Source organism: Nocardioides zhouii, from assembly GCF_004137345.1.
Classification (GTDB): domain Bacteria; phylum Actinomycetota; class Actinomycetes; order Propionibacteriales; family Nocardioidaceae; genus Nocardioides; species Nocardioides zhouii.
Genome location: NZ_SDWV01000025.1, coordinates 47,178 through 67,900, shown reverse-complemented (window position 1 = coordinate 67,900; position 20,723 = coordinate 47,178). Strand labels below are relative to the sequence as shown.

Genomic DNA, 20,723 nt, shown 5'->3' with positions numbered 1-20,723 from the left:
CCCGCGGACTCTTCGGACGAGCACCCATCACACATCTCCTCAACATCGAGGTGTTGCATGACTACCTAGAACCCGCCGGACTCCGAGGCGGAACTTTGATGCGGACTACCCCGAGATGGTGGTGAGGTACGCCAGCTGGGCGCGGACCGAGAGCTCGGCCGCACCCCACAGCACCGGGTCGACGTCGGCGTACACGATCTCGACGATTGCGCGCGGCAGCGTCTCGTGCGCCAGTGCCGATCCATGGGGCGTGCCACCCTCGCGCTCGATCGCGTGCAGGTCGCGGAGCGCCTGGCGCACCTGCCCGAGCCGCTGCTCACGGTGGGCGAGGTAGAAGTCGAGGGCACCGAGGGCGTCGTCGATGACCGGGCCGTGCCCGGGCCAGACGGTGGTGATGCCCTGTTCGCCGCAGAGCGCGTGGAGCCGCTGGAGGGAGGAGAGGTACGCGCCGAGCTGGCCGTCGGGGTGCGCCACGACGGTGGTGCCGCGGCCGAGGACGGTGTCGCCGGTCAGCACGGCCCGGTCCCGCGGGACGACGAAGGACAGCGAGTCGGAGGTGTGTCCCGGCGTCGCGACGACGTGCACCTCGAGGCCACCGACCGCGACGACGTCGCCCTCACCGAGGCCCTCGGAGCCGAGGCGGTACGCCGGATCCAGGGCGCGTACGCCGCACCCGTGCCGCTCGGCGTACTCACGGGCGGCCTCGCTGTGGTCGGCGTGGTGGTGGGTCAGCAGGACGACCGCCACGTCGCCAGCAACGGCGTCGATGGCGTCGAGGTGCGCGGCGATCGACGGGCCGGGATCGACCACGACGGACCGCGAGGAGTCGGGGTCGCGCAGCACCCAGGTGTTGGTGCCGTCGAGGGTCATGATGTCGGCATTGGGAGCGAGGACACAGGTCCCTGTCTCGCCGAAGGAACCCCCTGCCCAAGCGGTCATCGTGCAGCCATCAGCGCCGAGCAGTGCGGCGGCGTCGACAGGATGAAGTCGTCGCCGTCCGGCACCACCTCGGGCATGAAGATCTCCACGTGCCGGCCACGGGACTCGGCGAGCACGGCGGCGGGATCGGCGTGCTGGCCGACATCGAGGCAGGTCAGCCAGGTCGGGGGCATCATCAGGATCTGCCGCTGCTCGACCTGCTCCACCGCGTCCATCGCGGCGGTCCAGGTGACGGCCGACGACTCCGTCGACACGTCGCGGGTCACCTGCCCCTCGGGCAGGCGGGCGACGAAGAACCAGGTGCGGTAGCGGCGCGGCTCGAAGACCGGTGTCAGCCAGCCCGACCACGGCCCGAGCAGGTCGGTGCGCAGCACCAGCGACCGCTTCTCCAGGAACGCCGTCATCGACAGCTCGCGCGTCTCGAGGGCGACCCGGTCGGCCTCCCAGTCGTCGCCGGTCGTGTCGGCGACGACCTCGTCGGCGTCCGTACCGGCGAGCAACACCCCCGACTCCTCGAAGGTCTCGCGCACGGCCGCGCAGACCAAGGCGCGCGCCTTGGGCTCGTCGACGCCCAGCCGCTCGGCCCACTCGGCTGGCGACGGGCCGGCCCACAGGCCCCGGTCGACGAGCTCGTCGGCATAGTCGCGCGGGTCGACCCCGCCGCCCGGGAAGACGCACATCCCGCCGGCGAAGGCCATCGACGTCTGGCGGCGCAGCAGGTAGATCTCCGGACCCGCCGGTGAAGAAGACGCACCCGGGCGCAGCAGGACGACCGTGGCGGCGTCCCGCGGCTCGGCAGGCTCGGCGTCGCCGTCGGCGTACGACCGGGCCTGCGCGACAAGGGCCTCCGGGAGAGGCGGGCGTTGCACGGTCAGGGCTTAGATCTCGACGACGATCTCGACCTCGACGGGCACGTCCAGCGGGAGGACGGACACGCCGACGGCCGAGCGGGCGTGCTTGCCGGCCTCGCCGAACACCTCGCCGAACAGCTCGGAGGCGCCGTTGGCGACCTTGGGCTGGCCGGTGAAGTCGGGAGTCGAGGCAACGAAGACGACGACCTTGACGACGCGCTTCACGTCGTCGAGCGAGCCGATCTCCGCCTTGACCGCAGCGAGCGCGTTGAGCGCGCACTGGCGAGCACACTCGTACGCCTGCTCCTCGGTGACCTCGCCGCCGACCTTGCCGATCGCGAGCATCTCGCCGTCGCGCGCCGGCAGCTGGCCGGCGGTGAAGACGAGGTTCCCGGTGCGGGCGGTGGGCTGGTACGCCGCGAGCGGCGGCACGACGCCGGGCAGGGTGATGCCCAGCTCGGCGAGCTTCGCCTCTGCACCCATGTCAGGCCGCCTTCGGCTTCTTGAGGAAGGCCACGAGGCCGCCCTGGGCGTTGGTGTGAATGGCCACCAGCTCCCAGCCGTCCTGGCCGAAGTTGTTGAGCATGAGCGCTTCGTTGTGGAGCGGAATCGGCGCCACCTGGTATTCCCACTGGGTCATGGCTCGCACCCTACTCGGGCCGCGACACCGCTAGATTCCGGGGATGGAGCGCACCGATGCGGCCGAGAGCCGTGAGAAGAGCAGCGGGCTGGACCCGTTCGAGAGGTTCGTCGAGATCTCGACGAAGCTGATCAGCAGGGCGCCGTTCTTCGCCGTGGTGGTCGCCGTCGTCGTCATCTGGGGAGCGAGCTACCCGCTCTGGAAGAGCACCACCAAGTGGGAGCTGGCGATCCACACCTTCGGCGGCGTGCTGTCGCTGCTGCTGCTGGTGCTGCTCGAGAACGCCGGGCGCCGCAACACCGAGGCGATGCAGGAGAAGCTCAACGTCCTGGCCGAAGCGCTCGCCGCCCTGATGGAGGCCCAGCTCGAGGACGACTCCCACGAGCTGCGGGAGGCCGTGGACAACCTCCGCGAGGCGGTCGGCCTCGAGGAACGCCACTAGCCGTCAGGCGGCCAGCAGGCGCAGCGTCTCCTCGCGGGCAGCCGAGGTCCTGACGTCGGCGCCGGCTGCGGCGCCGGAGACCGGGTGCACCATCACCTCGTCGACGTCGTACTCGGCAGCGAGCTTGTCGAGCTGTTCGCGCGCCTGCTCGGCGGAGCCGACGATCCAGCGCTGAGACATCGCGTGACCGAAGGCCCGCTGCTCCGGCGTCATCTCGACGGCCTCGGCCTCCTCGACCAGGCGCTGCGGGTGGAGCGGGGCGCCGGTGCGCAGCGCGATCATCTGCTGCACGTTGGGCAGAGCGCGACGACGGGCCTCCTCCTCGGTCTCGGCGACGACGGCGTTGACCGTGAGGAAGGTGCGCGGCTCGGGATGCTCGGGCGACGGGACGTACGACGACCGGTAGAGGTCGATCGCGGCGCCGGTCCCCTCACCCGAGAAGTGGTGCGCGAAGACGTACGGCAGACCCTTCTCGGCAGCCAGTCGCGCGGAGTAGTCCGACGACCCGAGCAACCACATCTCGGCCACCGACGTCGCGGCCGGGGTCGCGCGCAACGGCTGGCGGCGCGGCCCGATCTGCAGCTCGACGCCCTCGGTCGTCATGAGCGTACGGATGTCGTCGACGTACTCGGGGAACTTGGTGACGGCCTCGTCGGCCGACTCGGCACTGCCGCCGCGCAGGACGTACCTGGTCAGCGGGTCGGTGCCGGGCGCGCGACCGATGCCGAGGTCGATGCGCCCCGGGAAGGCCGCCTCCAGCAGGGCGAACTGCTCGGCCACCACGAGCGGTGCGTGGTTGGGCAGCATCACGCCGCCGGAGCCCACCTTGATCCGCGACGTCGCGGAGGCGAGCATCGCGATCAGGACCGGCGGGTTGGTCGCCGCGACGGCCGGCATGTTGTGGTGCTCGGCCACCCAGTAGCGGCGGTAGCCCAGCTCGTCGGCGACCCGGGCCAGGCCGAGTGAGGCGGCGATCGCGTCGCCGGTCGTCTGGTCGCTGCGGACGGGAACGAGGTCGAGCACGGAGAGGGCAGTCACTGTCGGTGCAGCGTCCGACGGCCGGGGGATATTCCGGCGGTGCCTTCTGTTTGGCCTCAAGTGCACGTGAGGACCTACCGTCGACCGGGTGACCACCAGCACCACCGAGCCGCGCGAGCGGATCCTCTCCCCCGCGTACGCCGTGACGACGATCGGCCTCTTCTCGCTCATCGCGTTCGCCGCCTTCGAGGCGATGGCCGTGACGACCGTGATGCCGACGGTGGCCCGCGACCTCGACGGCTTCGACCAGTACGCCCTCGCGTTCGCCGCGCCCTTCGCGAGCGGTGTCGTCGGCATGGTGGCGTCGGGGATGTGGACCGACCGCAGCGGCGCGCTGCGCCCGCTGTTCGCCTCGATGGCGATGTTCTCCCTCGGGCTCGTGGTGTGCGGCACCGCGCCGTCGATGGAGGTCCTCGTCGTCGGCCGGGTGCTCCAGGGCCTCGGCAGCGGCGCGATGGTGGTCGCGATCTACGTCGTCGTCGGGCTGATCTACCCCGCCGCCCTGCGGACGGCGGTCTTCGCCTCCTTCGCGGCCGCGTGGGTGCTGCCGGCACTCTTCGGCCCGGCCGTGGCCGCCTTCGTCGCCGACACGGTCGGATGGCGCTGGGTCTTCCTCGGCATGGTCGCGCTGGTGGCGCTGGCCGCGGTCCTCGTCGCCCCCTCACTCCGCGCGCTGCCCACGCCGGAGTCGCCGACCACGTCGTCGCGCCGCCAGCTGTGGTGGGCCCTCCTGGCGGCCGTCGCGGTCATGTCGCTCGAGCTCCTCGGCTCCGGGAGCGGGCTGACCCTGGTCGCGGCCGCGCTGGCCTTCGTCCTGGTCATCGTGGGGCTGCGGCCGCTGCTGCCGGCCGGCGCCCTGCTCGCCCGCCGCGGGCTGCCGGCCGTCATCGTCACCCGCGGACTCCTCAGCGCGGCCTTCTTCTGCGCCGAGGCCTACATCGTCTACGCCCTCCAGGAGCTCTGGGGCCTCTCCCCCGGCCAGGCCGGCATCGCGCTCACCTGCGTCGGCGTGGTGTGGGCCGCGTCCAGCCAGTTGTCCTCACGGCTGGGTACGCAGGTCGGCAACGTCGCGGCGATGCGGTTCGGCACCTCGATCGTGCTTGCAGGCGTGACCGGGGTGGCGGTCGTCGTCCTGCTCCGCTCCAGGGGCACCGACCTGCCGGCGGTCGCGCCGATCGCCGCGTACGTCTTCGCCAGCGTCGGGATGGGCTTCGCCTACCCCCGTACGAGCGTGGCGATGCTCGCGGTCACCACCGATGCGGACCGCGGCTTCAACTCCTCCGCGCTCTCGGTCGCCGACTCGCTCGGCGCCGCGCTCGCGCTCTCGCTCAGCGGGATCGCGTACGCCGTCGCGGTGCGCTCCGACCTCGACCCGTTCCCGGCGGTCTACGCGATCGCCGTGGCCATCGCGCTGCTCGGCGTCATCGCGGCACGGCGTACGGCCGCGCCGGCCGCCTGAGGCGCGACCGGCCGGAAGACAGGTCCGGCCGCCCCACGGGGGAGAGGGACGGCCGGACGATCAGGGGTGCTGCGAGGGTCAGGAGGCCTCGAGCGTCGGGTAGTCGGTGTAGCCCTCGGCGCCGCCGCCGTAGAACGTGGCCTGGTCGGGCTCGTTGAGCTCGGCACCCTGGCGCCAGCGCTCGTCGAGGTCCGGGTTGGCCAGGAACGGGCGGCCGACGACGACAGCGTCGGCCAGACCGGTCTCGAGCAGCTCCTCGACCGAGCCGAGACTGGTGACGTCACCGAAGCCGTCGTTGATTAACACGATGCCGTCGAAGCGCTCGCGCAGGTCGCGTACGAGCGTCTCGAGCGGCTCGAGCGGGCTCGCCAGCAGGCTGAGGTAGGCCAGGCCGAGCGGGGCAACCCCGTCGACGACGGCGCGGTAGGTCGCCGTCAGGTCGGTGGAGCCGAGCTCCTCGCCGACGCCGTTGAACTGGTGGCCGGGGCTCAGCCGCAGGCCCACCCGGTCGGCGCCGATGGCCTCGGCCACCGCGGTCACGACCTCGACGACGAAGCGCGCCCGGTTCTCCGGCGTACCGCCGTACACGTCGTCGCGCAGATTGATCGTCGGGTCGAGGAACTGGTGCAGCAGGTAGCCGTTGGCCGCGTGCACCTCGACACCGTCGAGCCCGGCCGCGACGGCGTTGCGGGCTGCGGTCACGAAGTCGGCGACCAGTCCGGCGACCTCGTCGGTGGACGGAGCGCGTGGCACGTCGTGGGGCTTGTTGCCGTCTGCGGTGACCATCTCGCCGGGCGCCTGCACGGCGCTCGCGGACACGGTCTCGACGCCATCCTTGTTGTCGGCGTGCGCGATGCGGCCGGCGTGCATGAGCTGGGCGACGACCACGCCGTCACGGGCGTGTACGGCGTCCGCGACCAGGCGCCAGCCGGCGACCTGCTCGTCGGTGTAGAGGCCCGGGACGTCGAGGTAGCCCTGGCCGACCTGGCTGGGCGCGGTGCCCTCGGTCACGATCAGCCCGGCGCCGGCGCGCTGGGCGTAGTACTCGGCGTTGAGGGTCGTCGGGGCGTGGCCGGCGCCGGCGCGGTTGCGCGTCAGCGGCGCCATCACGAAGCGCTGCGGGAGCTGCCAGCGGCCGACGGTGAGGGACTCGAATGCACGGGACATGTAGGTGCTGCCTCCAGATGGTTGAGGACTGTACGACCTTCCTCAGCCACCGTCGGGACGTGGATGTTCCCCGACGAGAGATCAGTCACAGCCCGTCCCACCCGTCGGGGTAGTCCAGTGAGGAATGGTCGGAAATGTCCCTTGTTGGCAGCCAAAACTCACTGGACTACCCCGGCCCGACAGCCAGAACTCACTGGACTACCCCGGCCCGGGACGGCCGTCCGCCACTGGACTGCACCCCCGCGGGGCAGTCCAGTGGCGGACAGGGTCAGCGGCGCCGGAGCGCCGCCTCCACGAGGGCCGGTGGTGCGTAACCCCGGTCGGCCTCGTTGAGCGTGGTGCCCGGCGGGACGATCTCGTCGATCCGGTCGAGCACGTCGGGGGTCAGGATGACCTTGTCCACACCGAGCTGCGACTCGAGCTGCTCCAGCGTGCGCGGGCCGATGATGGCCGACGACACCGCCGGGTGCGCGAGCACGAAGCCGAGCGCGAGGTGGATCAGCGACAGGCCGGCCTCGTCGGCGAGCTCCTGCAGCTGGTAGACGGCCTCGAGCTTCACCTTGTTTTCCGGGGAGGCCGGGTCGTGCCGCGCGGGCTGGCGCTTGAGCCGGCTCGAGGTCACCGCAGGGTCCTCGCCGCGGCGGTAGCGGCCCGAGAGCCAGCCACCGGCCAGCGGGCTCCACGGCAGCACGCCGATGCCGTACTTCTGCGCGGTCGGCAGGATGTCGCGCTCCACCTCGCGGGCGAGGATCGAGTACGGCGGCTGCTCGGAGACGGGGCGCTCGCGCTGGCGCTTCTCGGCGACCCACTGGGCCTCGACGACCTGCGACGGCAGGAAAGTCGACGTGCCGATGTAGCGGATCTTGCCCTGGCGGACGAGGTCCGTGAGGGCGCCGAGGGTCTCGTCGATGTCGACCTCCGGGCGCGGGCGGTGCACCTGGTAGAGGTCGACGTGGTCGGTCTGCAGCCGACGCAGCGAGTCCTCGACCTCGCGGACGATCCAGCGGCGCGAGTTGCCCGCCTGGTTGGGGTCGTCGTCGTGCATGTTGCCGTGGAACTTGGTGGCGAGGAAGACGTCGGCGCGGCTGCCCTTGCGGGCCTGCAGCGCCTTGCCGACGATCTCCTCGGACTCGCCGCGGGCGTAGACGTCGGCGGTGTCGATGACGTTGATCCCGGCGTCGAGCGCGCGGTGGATGATCGAGATCGACTCGTCGTGGTCGGGGTTGCCCCACGCGCCGAACATCATCGCGCCGAGGGTCAGCGGGCTGACCTGGACGCCGGTGCGGCCCAGTGGGCGGTAGTGCTCGTAGCTCATACGCGTACTCGCTTCGCTCCGTGCGCGCATGAGGCACATGTCGCACTGTGTTGGATGATGAACTCGCTCCGCTCGTTCATGCGGTCTTCTCCTGGATCTTGGGTGCGTACTGGCTCTCGGGGCGCTCGAGACCGAGGTGGTCGCGGAGCGTCCTTCCTGTGTACTCGGTGCGGAACAGGCCGCGGGCGCGCAGGATCGGAACGACCTCCTCGATGAAGACCTCGATCCCGCCCGGGAGCCACGGCGGCATCACGTTGAAGCCGTCGGCGGCGCCGTGCTCGGCCCAGTCCTGGATGGTGTCGGCGACCTGGTCGGGGGTGCCGGTGACGACCCGGTGCCCGCGCGCGCCGGCGAGCCGGTGGCACAGCTGGCGCAGGGTCGGCTGCTCGCGCTCGACGATGTCGAGCACCAGCTGGAACCGGCTGCGTGAGGTCGTTGAACTGCTGGTGCAGGTCCTCGGCCTCCTGCGCCGTCGAGCCGATGAACGGGCTGATGCCCGGCAGCACCTTCAGGCCGCGCGGATCGCGTCCGACCGCCTGCGCCCGCCGCTTGATGTCGGCGTAGAACTCCTGCGCCGACCCGAGCGTCTGGTGGGCGGTGAAGATCGCCTCGGCCCAGCGGGCGGCGAAGGCGCGGCCGTCCTCGGACGACCCGGCCTGCACGTAGACCGGCCGGCCCTGCGGCGAGCGGGGCGCGTTGAGCGGCCCCTTCACCCGGAAGCACTTCCCGACGTGGTCGATCGTGTGGATCTTGTCGGGGTCGGCGAAGACGCCGGTCTCGCGGTCGGCGACGACCGCGTCGTCCTCCCAGCTGTCCCACAGCTTGGTGATGACCTCGACGTACTCCTCGGCGCGCGCGTAGCGGTCGCGGTGGAGCGGGTGCGCGTCGAGGCCGAAGTTGAGGGCCGCGTTGGCCGCACCGGTCGTGACGATGTTCCAGCCGGCGCGCCCGTTGCTGAGGTGGTCGAGCGCCGCGAACTGCCGGGCCAGGTTGTAGGGCTCGGTGTACGTCGTCGACGCCGTGCCGATCACGCCGATCCGCTCCGTGGCCGCGACGATCGCCGTCATCACGGTGATCGGCTCGAGCCGGAAGCGGGCGGCGTACTGGATGTTCTCCGCCAGCGACGGGCCGTCGGCGAAGAACACCGCGTCGAACTTCGCGGCCTCCGCCTTCTGCGCCAGCTCCTGGTAGTAGGAGATGTCGAGGATCCGGTCGGTCTGGCTGTCCGGGTGGCGCCAGGCCGCCTCGTGGTGGCCGTCGGGATAGATGAAGAGGTTGAGGTTCAGGCTCTTGTCGTGGGAGGGGGTCACGAGGCCGCCCTCTCGTCGAGGTGGGCCCGCGTCGGTCGCCCGGGCGCATCGTGGTCGTCCTCGACACCCAGCTCGGTGAGCAGCTGGGCGCGGAGCCGGGCGAACGCCGGGTCGGCCTGCGACCGGCGACCGTGGATGTCGATCCGCGCGTCGTGGCGTACGACGCCGTCATCGAGCACGATCACGCGGTCGGCGAGGACGATCGCCTCGTCGACGTCGTGGGTGACGAGCAGGACGGCCGGCTGGTGCACCTCGCACAGCTTGCGCAGCAGCGTGTGCATCCGGATCCGGGTCAGCGCGTCGAGCGCGCCGAACGGCTCGTCGGCGAGCAGGAGCTCGGGGTCGCGTACGAGCGATCGGGCCAGCGCGGCGCGCTGCTGCTCACCGCCGGAGAGCTCGTGCGGCCACGCCTTCTCCCGGCCGGCGACGCCGACCTCGGCGAGCGCCTGCACGCCACGCTCGGCGGCGTTGGCGACCCGGAGGCCCAGGGTGACGTTGTCGAGAAGGCGCTTCCACGGCAGCAGCCGCGAGTCCTGGAAGACGACGGAGACCTTCTCGGGCACCTCGATCCGGCCGGTGCCGGTCACGCCGCGGTCGAGGCCGGCGAGGGCCCGCAGCAGCGTGCTCTTGCCCGAGCCGCTGCGACCGAGCAGGGCCACGAACTCGCCGGGAGCGATGTCGAGGTCGAGGCCGTTGAGCACGCCTCCGGCCTTGTTGAAGCTGCGGTGCAGGTCCTTGACCCGCACCGCAGGGGTCAGCTCGCCAGTGTGCGACGCCATGACAGTGCCTTCCTCTCGATGAGCCGGACCGCCGCGTCGGCCGTGACGCCGAGCAGCGCGTAGACGACGAGGCCGACGACGATGATGTCGGTCTGGCCGTAGTTGGACGCCAGCGTGATCATGTGGCCGATGCCGCTGGTGGCGTTGATGACCTCGACGACGACCAGCGCGAGCAGCGACGAGGTCACCGCGAAGCGCAGGCCGAGCAGGAAGCCGGGCATCGCTCCAGGGAGCACCACGTGCCGGATGAACTCCCAGCGCGTGACGCCCAGGGTCTCGGCCAGCTCGGCGTACCTGCCCTCGATCGTGCGCAGCCCGTTGTGGGTGTGGATGTAGATCGGCACGAACACCGCGAGCGCGATCGTGAGGATCTTGAACGGTTCACCGATGCCGAACCACAGGAGCAGCAGCGGGATCAGCGCGAGGGTCGGGATCGAGCGCTTCACCTGCACCGGGCCGTCGATGAGGGTCTCGCCGATCCTCGACAGCCCCGAGAGGAGGGCGAGCACGATGCCGACGACGACGCCGAGCCCGAGACCGATCGCCGCCCGGATGCCCGAGGTGATCAGGCTCTCCTGGAGCCGGCCGTTCTCGATGAGCGTCTCGGCCGTCGTGACGACGGTCCACGGTGCGCTCAGGTTGCGCTCGTCGATCAGACCGGTGGCCGAGCCGACGATCCAGATGGCGAGCAGCACGGCGATGCCGATGAGCCCGCCGAACCGGATCGGCTTGCCGGGGCCCAGCCGACGACGGACGGGTCGTACGTCCTCGACGGCGGCGGCCGGGCGCGACGGTGCGGTCAGGGTGGCGGTCATGAGGACCCCTCCACTGCAGCCTTGATGGCCTTCTCGAAGCGTCGGTCGTACAGGGTGTCCACGTCCAGCGGTTCCTGGTCCTGCTCCTTGACGAGCGTGTCGACCGTGACCTGGTGCCGGGCGATGAACTCGTCCCAGCTGGTCGGCACGGTGTAGTCGCCGTAGGCCTCGACGACGTACGCCGCGTCCTCGGGCGTGAGGCCCTCGTGGTCGACGTAGAAGGCCTGCGCGAACTCGTCGTGGTGCTCGGAGATCCACTGCTGGGCCTTGGCCCACGCGACGACGTACTCCTTGATGGCAGCCGCCTTGTCGGCGTCCTCGAGCACGGTGGTCGGCGCGTAGAGCGTCCACGCGTCGTCGCGCACGCCGGACGGGATCGCCGTCGCGCCGTCGCGCTCGTACTTCGCCAGGTAGGTCTTGAGCAGCACCTGCTGGAGCGGCGCCACGTCGACCTGCTTGCCGGCCAGCGCGACCGAGAATGAGTCGTCGACGCTCTGCATCTCGACCAGCTCGACGTCGTCCTGGGTCAGTCCGGCCTCACGGAGCACGTTGAGCACCAGCGCGCCCTGGGCCTGGCCCGGGCTGTAGGCGATCTTCTTGCCCTTGAGATCCTCGATGCTGCTGACCTCGACGCCGGGTGCGACGCCGAGCTCGTACGTCGGGTGCGCCTCGGGGTCGACGGTCTCGCGGGCCGCGACGATGCGTACGTCGGTGCCGGTCCAGTGCGCGAAGAGCGGCGGGATGTCGGCGACCGAGCCGATGTCGATCGCGTCGGCACGGAACGCCTCGAGCGTCTTGGGACCGCCGGTGATGTTGGCCCACTCGATCTCCACGTCGAGGTCGTCGATGAGACCGGACGTCTCGAGCGCGACCTGCGTGGCGGGGTCCCCGACGCGGAGCACGGTTCCCTCGGCGGCGGCGTCGGGGAGGGCAGCCGAGAGCTCGAGCTTGGGGCCGGCCTCGGCGCCGCCGCAGGCGGTGAGCGCCATCATTCCGGCAGCTACCAGCGCGGCGGTGCGGATCAGGGGGCGACGGATCATGGGGCGGTGGGGCCCTCGTCGTGACATCAAAGTTCTCCTCATCGGGACTGCGGGGGTATCAAAGTACTGTAATTGAGTCGACAAACCACACAATGGGGTGTCGGCGTGTTCCCTGTCACCCCTGGTGGCAGGGCCGGTCGCCTCAGGCGCTGCGCAGGAGGGGCAGCAGGGAGTCGCCGATGCGGACGATCTCCTGCTCGTACGGCGTGTCGCTCAGCACGAAGTGCGTGACGCCGAGGTCGGCGTAGCGCCGCAGCGCCTTGGCCACGTCGTCGGGCGACCCGACCAGCCAGGTCGTGCCGGCACCGCCGCCACCGACCCGGCCGGGGGCGGTGTAGAGGCAGTCGTCGAGGACGTCGCCCTGGTCCGCGAGGTCGAGCAGCCGCTGCTGGCCGATCGCGACCTTGCGACCGGGGTCGGCGGTCCACTCGTGCTGGCCCGCGGCCATCGCCGCGACCTTGGCCTCGGCATCGGCCCAGGCCTCCTCGGTCGTGTCGCGCACCAGCGTGGTGATCCGGAGGCCGAACTGCAGCGGGGGCAGGTCGCGGTCGAGCTCGGCGCTGAGCGTACGGAGGTGGTCGATGCGACCGGCGACGCCGTCGAGCGGCTCGCCCCAGAACAGCTGCACGTCGGCCTCGGCGGCCGCGGTGCGCTGGGCCGCCTCGGACGCGCCGCCGAAGTAGAGCTGCGGGTGCGGCCGGCCCTCGGTGGCGCACGGCTTGTGCTCGAGCGTCGCGCCCTCGGCCCGGTAGTGCTCACCGGCGAAGGTGATGTCGTCCTCGGTCCAGTAGCCCCGGACGAGCCGCATGAACTCGCGGGTCCGGGCGTAGCGCTGGGCCTGGTCGCCCTCGTCGTCGCCGTACTGCGGCTGGTGGTCCGCGCCAGAGACGATGTTGACCTTCACCCGCCCGCCGCTGAGCTGATCGAGGGTCGCCGCGGACGAGGCGAAGTGGGCGGGCGTCCAGTAGCCCGGGCGGATGGCGATGAGGGGGTTGAACGTCGTGGTCCGCGCGGCGAGCGCGGTCGACACGGTGAAGGTGTCGGGGCGCTTCCAGCCGGTGCCGATCAGGGCACCGCCCCAGCCGTGGTCCTCGGTGAGGCGCGCGAGCTCGGTCAGGCGGTCGAGGCTGTTGTGCCCCTCGACCGTGTCGTCCAGCCGGTGGCCGGCGGTGACCTGGTTGGGGATGTACCAGAGGAACTCCATCGCAGGAGCGCTCCTTTCCGCATTTTGTCTAGTGAGTTACTACAGATAGCACATGGGCGCCGCCACCTCCGACCCCTGTCCATCGCCCGGCCCCGGTATTTAGGGACGTTCTGGTAGGAAATCCGCCCACATCGCCGACCAGAACGTCCCTAGATAGCCCGGCATTGAGGTCGCCCGGTGACCTGAAGGCGTCCTAGCCTCGGGGCATGGACATGAAGCTGGAGCTGGTGATGGTGCCCGTGTCGGACGTCGACCGGGCCAAGGAGTTCTACGAGAGGGTCGGCTTCGTCGTCCATCTCGACATCGAGCACGTTGCCGCCGGGCGCCTGCAGCCGCTCGACCAGCTCGCCGTCGACGAGCACGTCGTACCACCCGTCCGGCCGCTGGGGCGTGCCGACGTAGCGGCGCTTGGTCGGCAGCACGTCGAGCTCGAGCCGGGTCGCCGCGGTCCGCAACGCCAGGCGTACGCCGGCGGGCTGGGCCTCGACGAGGTGGAGCTGCGGGTCGTCGGACTGCGCCCGCGCCCAGGCAGGCAGCCGGTGCGGCAGCAGGCCACGGTCGGTGGGCTCGAGCTCGAGCGCACCGCGGACGAGGTTCGGGTCGATCACCACGCCAGTCTGCCGTCCGGATCCAGCAACCGTCACGACCAGACCGTGAGCGACGAGGTGCGGTTCGTGCAGCTGACCCCGCCCGGGTCCGCCTGCTCGATCGCCATCGGTCGCGGGCTGACCCGCATGGAGCCGGGCTCGCTCGACAACCTGCAGATGGTGATCTCCGACGCCGACGCGACCCACGCCGACCTGGTTGCGCGCGGCGTCACGGTGAGCGAGGTCGACGAGCTCGCGTGGGGTCGGTTCGTCTTCTTCGCCGACCCAGACGGCAACGGCTGGGCGCTCCAGGAGCTGCCCGACTGGTCGGCCGGCGCCGGTGGCGACGGGGTCAACCCCGAAGCCTGAGCGCACCCCTGGGGGTGGAGATCGGCGGCGGAGGGCCCGGGATCCCGTCCTCGTGAGGGAGGATTCCGCAATGTCCCGCCCCGATCTCTCGACCCTCCGGCGGCGGCTCGAGCTCGGCCGCCTGGTGGCCGGCTCCCTTCTGGAGACGGCGATCAAGGCGTACGGCGTCGGCGCGGTCGTGGCCGTCGCGCTGAGCGATGCCGAGACCGTGGGCGGCAAGGCGAGCGACGCCGTTCGCGCGGTGCCCAGCCTGGCGGAGGAGTGGGACCAGGCGAGGTACGTCGTCGACCACCGCGAGGAGATCCAGGCCGCCGTCACCTACCTCAACGAGCACACCCTCCCCCAGGACGAGCTCCAGCGGGCGGCGGACGAGAGCGTACGGACGCTCGACAGCATCCAGACGACGTACGACGAGGTGGCCGCCGCGCGGGACGTGCTGCAGATCGACGGGATCACCGGGACCTTCGACAACGTCCGCGAGGCGATCGGGCACGTCGGCAACGCCTACAGCTCGCGGCCCGACCTCGACTCGCTCGAGCAGCTCGCGGGCGTGGCCGATCAGGTCCGTCCGTACGCGGACCAGGTCGACGTGCTCATCCCCGTCTACTACGGCGGCCTGACCACGGTGACGGACAACTTCGCGAGCGACGAGATCGCCTCGACGCTGGTCGTCATGGCGCTGGCGTTCGGGCTCGCCGTCGTGCTGGCCCAGGCCGTCGGCTTCTGGGTACGCCGGGGCAGGCCGGGGCTCGTCGCGCAGCTGGTGCAGGCACTCGGAGCGCACGTCTTCCGCCCCTGGTACGTCGACCACCTGCCCTGGGCGCTCAGCCCGCCGCTCTACGACGCGGCGCGCGAGCACCTCCAGCGCGAGATCGTGGCCGACCCAAGAGCCGCCCTCGACGAGGAGACTCTCCATGCACTCGAGGAGTGGGTTCGAAGCAATAGGAACAGCACCTCGGATTCCTAGGTAGAGAAAGGCGGTGGACTAGTCCATAAGGTCTGAGATCCAAACGCCGTGGCGTTCATCGACGCAAGTTCAGCGTTCGAGATTCACGACATCATCGTCGCGCTAGGGTCCGGGCTGAGGTCAACCTCCCCCGCCAAGGAGCACGGTATGCGCAGTCGTTTCCATCGTCTCGGCGCGGGGGTGGCGCTCATTCTCCTCGTTTGCCTGATGCCATTGCTGCAGTCCAACTCCGTGGCGACAAGCACCCTCCCTTCGCCTGCAGGCAGGTCGGCCGCCATCGTCGATGTCTCACCCGGCGCCGACTTCTTGGCCGCCGGGAAACTGCGGGCGGTCGGCACTCCTCGCAAGTACCGCGTTCGCCCGAGTGAGCGAATCCGGATCCGCATCCGGGGCGTGGGGACGATCTCGGGCGGGCGGCGCACCGTATCCAGCCCGGGAATCATCCGCGTGCAGAAGTTCAAAGGACGCGTCACTGGGGTGACGACGGCCGGGCTTGGTTTGGACGTCGGCATACGTGGGACCAAGCTCGTGAAACCGCTCAAGTTGACGCAGCGAGTGTCGGACCAACCAATGGGCACGCTTCCTGCATTTGCGCACCGTAAGCACGACGGTAGTTGGGAACTCAAGCCAGCCAAGATCGACAAGTACGGGCGGATGACGGTCCGCACGCGGAGATTCTCCGTGAATCTTCCTAGCTGGCTCGACGTGGGCGCCCTCAGCAATTCTGTTGGATCGTTTCTCGCTCGCTACGTGGGGGGACGCACGAGCGCGGTCACCTGCCCGAAGCCGGCGCCTGCTTGGTTCACCGTGTCGAACCTGACGGTCACATCGCATGCCTGCGGACAAGACAATCCAGCCACGGACGGCGGACAGCGGGCTGAGGTTCGGATCAAGAACAACCGGAACGTCGTGCAGCAGGTCACTCTGGGCGGGAACCGCGACTTCGTGTACGTCCAGGGCCAGCCTGATGCACTTCGCAGAGCGCTTGGTGCACTCACGTCCACCGACCCCAGTACGACCGTCTTCCTCTCGCCGGGCGACGCTGGCTACATGACGGTTGGGTACCGGCAACCGGCACAGAGGACCGCCGTCACGAACTATGTAGCGAGTACGTACAAGAGCATTGCTCTGACCTGGATCTACTACGGGATCAAATCCCTGGCCGACGTGGCTGAGGACAAAGTGCTGTGGGTCGCAACAGTGCGAATGGCTCAAGATTGCCTCGGGGTCTATGACCTCACGAACGGAAATCTCACCGACCCGGTCACGGCGCTGTCCGACCTCGATCCCGTGAGCATTGTGCGTTGCATCGTCGAAGAGGCCGAGAATCTTGCGGACCCGGACAAGGCTTTTGACGTGGCGCTCAGTCTGACTGAGGGCAAGTTGAGCGGCCTTTCTACGGCGCAGTTGACAGACGAGCTGACCAAGGTGGGTGGTCGACTGGTCAAGTACGGAGTCCTCTTCAAGTTGCTTGGACTTGGAAGTCTTCTCGTCCAGACGTTGCAGACGGTGGTCGATGCACTCGTCGAGGTGGTCACCGAAGGTTCGAGCGCGCAGGTGAATGTGGCGCTCGCCGCCCCTGGTTCCTCTCCTACTCCCACGCCCACCCCGACGCCCACGCCCACGCCCACGCCCACGCCGAATCCGAACCTGGCGACGGTCGTATCCGACAACCGGGTGACCAATGGCGCAACACAGATGCGAGAAGACGACGCTCCGGCGTACCTCTCTACAGTGACTGCCAACTTCTGCAAACGCGACGGGTGCGCGCTCGCAGGCACCGACTTCGGAAGCGGCCGTAGCCTCCTCGCCGAATGCACGATCTTGGGAAGTCGCACCACCAACGGCCAGGACAACAGCTCCATCGATGACAGCAACCCGGGTCTGGTCACCAGCACTCGCTGGTACGGAATCCGATGGGGTGATGGCCGCTTCGGCTATCTCTCCGAAGTCTGGGTGGCAGCGCAATATCGCGGAGGCCTCGGGCTGAGGTCCTGCTGACCGTGCGTCAACCGCGCCGAACCACCGTTGACGCTGTCAGACCAGATCGGGCTGGGTCTTCTCCCGGACCTCGTCCTCGGTGACGCCGGGGGCGAGCTCGACGAGCCTGAGCACCCGCTCGCCGAGGGTGCCCGAGCGTGCGACCTCACCGGTGGCGGGGTCGATCACGTCGATGACGGCGAGGTCGGTGATGATCCGCTGCACGACGCGCTTGCCGGTGTAGGGCAGGTCGCACTCGTCGAGGATCTTGAGCGAGCCGTCCTTGGCGGTGTGCTCCATCAGCACGATGACCCGCTTCGCGCCGTGGACCAGGTCCATCGCACCGCCCATGCCCTTGACCATCTTGCCGGGGATCATCCAGTTGGCGATGTCGCCCGCGGCCGAGACCTGCATCGCGCCGAGGATCGCGGCGTCGATCTTGCCGCCGCGGATCATCCCGAACGACTGCGCGGAGTCGAAGAACGACGCCCCCTTGCGCAGCGTCACCGTCTCCTTGCCCGCGTTGATCAGGTCGGGGTCCTCATCGCCCTCGAAGGGGTACGCCCCCACGCCGAGGATGCCGTTCTCCGACTGCAGCACCAGCTCGACGTCGTCGGCGACGTAGTTGGGCACCAGCGTCGGCAGCCCGATGCCGAGGTTGACGTACGACCCGTCCTTGAGCTCCGAAGCGGCGCGCGCCGCCATCTCCTCACGACTCCAGCTCATGTCAGCCTCCCAGTCCGTGCGTCGCCGCGTCGTCCACGAGCGCGCCGCTCGACGAGTCCGTCGCGGGACGCGGTCGCGTGGTCGTCCTCTCGATCCGCTTGTCCGCGGCCTGCTCCGGCGTGAGCGCGACCACGCGCTGCACGTAGACCCCAGGAGTGTGGACGTCGTTGGGGTCGAGCTCGCCGGGCTCGACCAGCTCCTCCACCTCGGCGATCGTGATCCGCCCGCACATCGCAGCCAGCGGGTTAAAGTTGCGTGAGGACTGGCGGTAGATCAGGTTGCCGTGGCGGTCGCCCTTCCAGGCCCGCACCAACCCGAAGTCGGCGACGATGGCCTCCTCCAGCACGTACTCCCGGTCACCTTCGGCGGTCGAGAAGACCTTCGTCTCCTTCGGCGGCGAGGCCACGATCACGTTGCCCTCGGTGTCGTACTTCCACGGCAGGCCGCCCTCGGCGACCTGCGTGCCGACACCGGTCGCGGTGTAGAAGCCCGGGATGCCCGAACCGCCCGCGCGCATCCGCTCGGCCAGCGTCCCCTGCGGCGTCAGCTCCACCTCGAGCTCACCGGACAGGTACTGCCGGGCGAACTCCTTGTTCTCCCCGACGTACGACGAGATCATCCGCCGCAGCCGCTTCTCGAAGAGCAGTCGGCCGAGGCCCCACTCGTCCACGCCACAGTTGTTGGAGACCGCCTGCAGGTCGGTGGTGCCGGCCTCCAGCACCGCGTCGATGAGCACCGACGGGATGCCGCACAGTCCGAATCCGCCGACCGCGAGGGTCGCCCCGTCCGGAATGTCGGCCACTGCAGCGGCGGCCGAGCTGACCACTTTGTCCATGCCCGGCACCCTAGCGGCCGTGTGAGCGTCGCCACTGTGTGGGCCGGGACCACACTTCGCCCCTCGGGGTGGCACTGGGGGCCGCCCCTACGCTGGAGACGTGACCGCCCAACCTGACCGTGCCGCCGACTGGCCGGGAGTCCGTCTCCACGTGGTGACCGGCAAGGGCGGCACCGGGAAGTCGACTGTCGCGGCCGCCCTTGCGCTCGCGCTCGCGACGGTGGGGCGCAACGTCCTGCTGTGCGAGGTCGAGGGCCGGCAGGGCATCGCCCGGATGTTCGACGTCGACTCGCTGCCCTACGAGGAGCGCCGGATCGCCAAGGGCGCGCCCGACGGAGCCGGCCGCGCAGGCCAGGTGCACGCGCTGCACATCGACCCGGAGTCGGCGCTGCTGGAGTACCTCGCGATGTACTACAAGCTCGGCCGCGCCGGGAAGGCGCTCGACCGCTTCGGCGTCATCGACTTCGCCACGACCGTCGCGCCCGGCGTACGCGACGTGCTGCTCACCGGCAAGGTCTACGAGGCCGTGCAGCGACCCCGCGGCGGGCGGAACAAGAGCCAGATCACGTACGACGCCGTGGTGCTCGACGCACCGCCGACCGGGCGGATCGGCCAGTTCCTGGGTGTGAACTCCGAGCTCGCCGGCCTGGCCAAGGTGGGCCCGATCAAGAACCAGGCCGACAACATCATGGGGCTGCTGCGCTCGCCCCGCACCGCGGTCCACCTCGTCACGATCCTCGAGGAGATGCCCGTGCAGGAGACCTCGGACGGCATCGCCGAGCTGCGGGCCGCCGGCCTCCCGGTGGGCGGAGTGGTGGTCAACCTCGTCCGCCCGCAGGACCTCAGCGCAGCGTCGTTGGCCCAGGTGCGTGACGACGTGGTCGACCCGACGGCGATCATCTCGGACCTCAAGCGCGCCAAGGTCGACGTCGATGCCGCCCTGGTCGCCTCGCTCGTCGACCAGGCCCGTGACCACGCCGTACGCCGTCAGCTCGAGGACGAGCAGCGCGCGCTGGTGGCGGCCGAGGACCTGCCGACCTACGAGCTGCCTCGTCTCGCCGGCGGCATCGACCGTGGCGCCCTGCTCGAGCTCGCCCAACTCCTCCGCGCACAGGGGATGACGTCATGACGCCAGTCCTGGACATCGACGCGCTCCTCGACGACCGCGGCACCGAGATCATCGTGTGCTGCGGCTCGGGCGGCGTCGGCAAGACCACGACCTCCGCTGCGCTCGCGCTCCGCGCGGCTGAACGCGGCCGGAAGGTGGTCGTGCTGACCATCGACCCGGCGCGCCGGCTCGCCCAGGCGATGGGCATCGAGCAGCTCGACAACACGCCGCGCCCGGTGGCCGGGGTCGACCCGGCGGGCGGCGGCACGCTCGACGCGATGATGCTCGACATGAAGCGCACCTTCGACGAGGTGGTCGAGAGCCAGGCCAGCCCGGAGAAGGCGAAGCAGATCCTGGAGAACCCGTTCTACGTCGCGCTGTCGAGCTCCTTCGCGGGGACGCAGGAGTACATGGCGATGGAGAAGCTCGGCCAGCTGCACCGGGAGGCGCAGGCGGACGGCACGTACGACCTGATCGTGGTCGACACCCCGCCGTCGCGCTCGGCGCTCGACTTCCTCGACGCCCCCGAGCGGCTGTCCAGCTTCCTGGACGGACGGCTGATCCGGCTGCTGATCGCGCCGGCGCGCGGCCCGGCGAGGCTGATGACCGCCGGCTTCTCGCTGATCACCGGCGCGCTCACCAAGATCCTCGGCGGACCGATGCTGCGCGACGTGCAGACGTTCGTCGCCGCTCTCGACACGCTCTTCGGCAGCTTCCGGCAGCGCGCAGACAAGACCTTCGCGCTGCTGCAGGCCAACGGGACGGCGTTCGTCGTGGTCGCGGCACCCGAGCCCGACGCGCTGCGCGAGGCGGCGTACTTCGTCGACCGGCTTACCGACGACGACATGCCGCTGGCCGGACTCGTGGTCAACCGGGCGGCCCCCGCCCCGCGCACCGATCTCTCGGCGGAGGAGGCGATCACCGCCGCGGAGCGGCTCCGGTCGGGCGACAGCTCGTCGCTGGCAGCCGGGCTGCTGCGGCTCCACGCCGACCGGGTACGCATGGTCGAGCGCGAGCAGCACCTGCGCGAGCGCTTCGTCGCCTCACACCCGCAGGTGCCGACGGCGGTCGTGCCCGCGATGGCCTCGGACGTCCACGACCTCGCAGGCCTGCGCGCCATCGGCGAAGCGATGGCGGCGCAGGACTGATCTC

Annotated in this window: 21 protein-coding genes; 7 read left to right on the top strand and 14 right to left on the bottom strand. The window is 70.3% G+C overall.

Annotation, left to right across the window (positions count from 1 at the left end; genetic code table 11):
• Nucleotides 1-105: 105 nt before the first annotated feature.
• The 4 genes from EUA94_RS19305 to sp36 form a co-directional block, all read right to left on the bottom strand.
• Nucleotides 106-870: an MBL fold metallo-hydrolase gene (locus EUA94_RS19305; RefSeq protein WP_340640871.1), complete on the bottom strand. Its 765-nt coding sequence runs from the start codon at nucleotides 868-870 to the stop codon at nucleotides 106-108.
• A 65-nt stretch (nucleotides 871-935) separates the two neighbouring features.
• Nucleotides 936-1,808: an NUDIX hydrolase gene (locus tag EUA94_RS19300; RefSeq protein WP_242495008.1), complete on the bottom strand. Its 873-nt coding sequence runs from the start codon at nucleotides 1,806-1,808 to the stop codon at nucleotides 936-938.
• A 9-nt stretch (nucleotides 1,809-1,817) separates the two neighbouring features.
• The gene (locus EUA94_RS19295) at nucleotides 1,818-2,273 is read right to left on the bottom strand and encodes a RidA family protein (RefSeq protein ID WP_129428515.1); all 456 of its coding nucleotides are present in this window, start codon (nucleotides 2,271-2,273) and stop codon (nucleotides 1,818-1,820) included.
• A gap of 1 nt (nucleotide 2,274) precedes the next feature.
• Nucleotides 2,275-2,430 carry a Sp36 family protein gene (sp36, locus tag EUA94_RS22280; protein WP_165357049.1) on the bottom strand — a complete coding sequence of 52 codons (156 nt, stop codon included), beginning with the start codon at nucleotides 2,428-2,430 and terminating at the stop codon, nucleotides 2,275-2,277.
• A 43-nt stretch (nucleotides 2,431-2,473) separates the two neighbouring features.
• Between sp36 and EUA94_RS19290 the strand changes: the two genes are divergently transcribed.
• Nucleotides 2,474-2,872 carry a low affinity iron permease family protein gene (locus EUA94_RS19290; RefSeq protein WP_129428514.1) on the top strand — a complete coding sequence of 133 codons (399 nt, stop codon included), beginning with the start codon at nucleotides 2,474-2,476 and terminating at the stop codon, nucleotides 2,870-2,872.
• Between the two features lie 3 nt (nucleotides 2,873-2,875).
• Here the strand turns inward: EUA94_RS19290 and EUA94_RS19285 are convergent, their stop codons facing one another.
• Complete coding sequence (locus EUA94_RS19285; RefSeq protein ID WP_242495003.1) at nucleotides 2,876-3,910, bottom strand: LLM class flavin-dependent oxidoreductase; 1,035 nt, start codon at nucleotides 3,908-3,910, stop codon at nucleotides 2,876-2,878.
• 88 nt (nucleotides 3,911-3,998) lie between these two features.
• On the opposite strand from EUA94_RS19285, the gene EUA94_RS19280 reads away from it, so the two are divergent.
• Nucleotides 3,999-5,369 carry an MFS transporter gene (locus tag EUA94_RS19280; protein WP_129428512.1) on the top strand — a complete coding sequence of 457 codons (1,371 nt, stop codon included), beginning with the start codon at nucleotides 3,999-4,001 and terminating at the stop codon, nucleotides 5,367-5,369.
• Nucleotides 5,370-5,447: 78 nt separating this feature from the next.
• On the opposite strand, the gene EUA94_RS19275 is transcribed toward EUA94_RS19280, so the two are convergent.
• From EUA94_RS19275 to EUA94_RS19245, 7 genes are all read right to left on the bottom strand, one after another.
• Nucleotides 5,448-6,536: an alkene reductase gene (locus tag EUA94_RS19275; RefSeq protein ID WP_129428511.1), complete on the bottom strand. Its 1,089-nt coding sequence runs from the start codon at nucleotides 6,534-6,536 to the stop codon at nucleotides 5,448-5,450.
• A gap of 268 nt (nucleotides 6,537-6,804) precedes the next feature.
• Entirely contained in the window at nucleotides 6,805-7,851 is a 1,047-nt protein-coding gene (locus EUA94_RS19270) for an aldo/keto reductase (protein WP_129428510.1), read from the bottom strand.
• A complete protein-coding gene (locus EUA94_RS19265; RefSeq protein WP_242495002.1) occupies nucleotides 7,848-9,161 on the bottom strand; it encodes an NtaA/DmoA family FMN-dependent monooxygenase in 1,314 nt (437 codons plus the stop codon). The genes EUA94_RS19270 and EUA94_RS19265 overlap by 4 nt, the downstream gene beginning before the upstream one ends.
• Nucleotides 9,158-9,940: an ABC transporter ATP-binding protein gene (locus EUA94_RS19260; protein ID WP_129428509.1), complete on the bottom strand. Its 783-nt coding sequence runs from the start codon at nucleotides 9,938-9,940 to the stop codon at nucleotides 9,158-9,160. The genes EUA94_RS19265 and EUA94_RS19260 overlap by 4 nt, the downstream gene beginning before the upstream one ends.
• On the bottom strand, nucleotides 9,916-10,755 hold the full coding sequence (locus tag EUA94_RS19255; protein ID WP_129428508.1) for an ABC transporter permease: 840 nt from the start codon (nucleotides 10,753-10,755) through the stop codon (nucleotides 9,916-9,918). The genes EUA94_RS19260 and EUA94_RS19255 overlap by 25 nt, the downstream gene beginning before the upstream one ends.
• Complete coding sequence (locus tag EUA94_RS19250; protein ID WP_207210644.1) at nucleotides 10,752-11,795, bottom strand: ABC transporter substrate-binding protein; 1,044 nt, start codon at nucleotides 11,793-11,795, stop codon at nucleotides 10,752-10,754. Before EUA94_RS19250 ends, EUA94_RS19255 begins: the two co-directional genes overlap by 4 nt.
• Nucleotides 11,796-11,937: 142 nt before the next feature.
• Nucleotides 11,938-12,999 (bottom strand): LLM class flavin-dependent oxidoreductase, encoded by a 1,062-nt coding sequence (locus EUA94_RS19245; RefSeq protein WP_129428506.1) that lies wholly within the window; start codon nucleotides 12,997-12,999, stop codon nucleotides 11,938-11,940.
• 206 nt (nucleotides 13,000-13,205) lie between these two features.
• On the opposite strand from EUA94_RS19245, the gene EUA94_RS22790 reads away from it, so the two are divergent.
• The 3 genes from EUA94_RS22790 to EUA94_RS19225 all read left to right on the top strand — a co-directional run bounded on the left by EUA94_RS22790 (nucleotide 13,206) and on the right by EUA94_RS19225 (nucleotide 16,923).
• Nucleotides 13,206-13,955 (top strand): VOC family protein, encoded by a 750-nt coding sequence (locus tag EUA94_RS22790; RefSeq protein ID WP_242494997.1) that lies wholly within the window; start codon nucleotides 13,206-13,208, stop codon nucleotides 13,953-13,955.
• Between the two features lie 70 nt (nucleotides 13,956-14,025).
• Entirely contained in the window at nucleotides 14,026-14,922 is an 897-nt protein-coding gene (locus tag EUA94_RS19230; RefSeq protein WP_129428505.1) for an Mce/MlaD family protein, read from the top strand.
• 48 nt (nucleotides 14,923-14,970) lie between these two features.
• Nucleotides 14,971-16,923: a hypothetical protein gene (locus tag EUA94_RS19225; protein WP_129428504.1), complete on the top strand. Its 1,953-nt coding sequence runs from the start codon at nucleotides 14,971-14,973 to the stop codon at nucleotides 16,921-16,923.
• A gap of 36 nt (nucleotides 16,924-16,959) precedes the next feature.
• On the opposite strand, the gene EUA94_RS19220 is transcribed toward EUA94_RS19225, so the two are convergent.
• Complete coding sequence (locus EUA94_RS19220; protein ID WP_129428503.1) at nucleotides 16,960-17,628, bottom strand: 3-oxoacid CoA-transferase subunit B; 669 nt, start codon at nucleotides 17,626-17,628, stop codon at nucleotides 16,960-16,962.
• Between the two features lies 1 nt (nucleotide 17,629).
• Nucleotides 17,630-18,463 carry a CoA transferase subunit A gene (locus tag EUA94_RS19215; protein WP_129428502.1) on the bottom strand — a complete coding sequence of 278 codons (834 nt, stop codon included), beginning with the start codon at nucleotides 18,461-18,463 and terminating at the stop codon, nucleotides 17,630-17,632.
• A 100-nt stretch (nucleotides 18,464-18,563) separates the two neighbouring features.
• Here EUA94_RS19215 and bagA point away from each other — a divergent pair, with 100 nt between their 5' ends.
• Together bagA and bagB are read left to right on the top strand one after the other, a co-directional pair.
• Nucleotides 18,564-19,592 carry an ATPase BagA gene (gene bagA, locus EUA94_RS19210; RefSeq protein WP_242494996.1) on the top strand — a complete coding sequence of 343 codons (1,029 nt, stop codon included), beginning with the start codon at nucleotides 18,564-18,566 and terminating at the stop codon, nucleotides 19,590-19,592.
• Nucleotides 19,589-20,719 carry an ArsA family ATPase gene (bagB, locus tag EUA94_RS19205; protein ID WP_129428501.1) on the top strand — a complete coding sequence of 377 codons (1,131 nt, stop codon included), beginning with the start codon at nucleotides 19,589-19,591 and terminating at the stop codon, nucleotides 20,717-20,719. The genes bagA and bagB overlap by 4 nt, the downstream gene beginning before the upstream one ends.
• Nucleotides 20,720-20,723 lie beyond the last annotated feature (4 nt).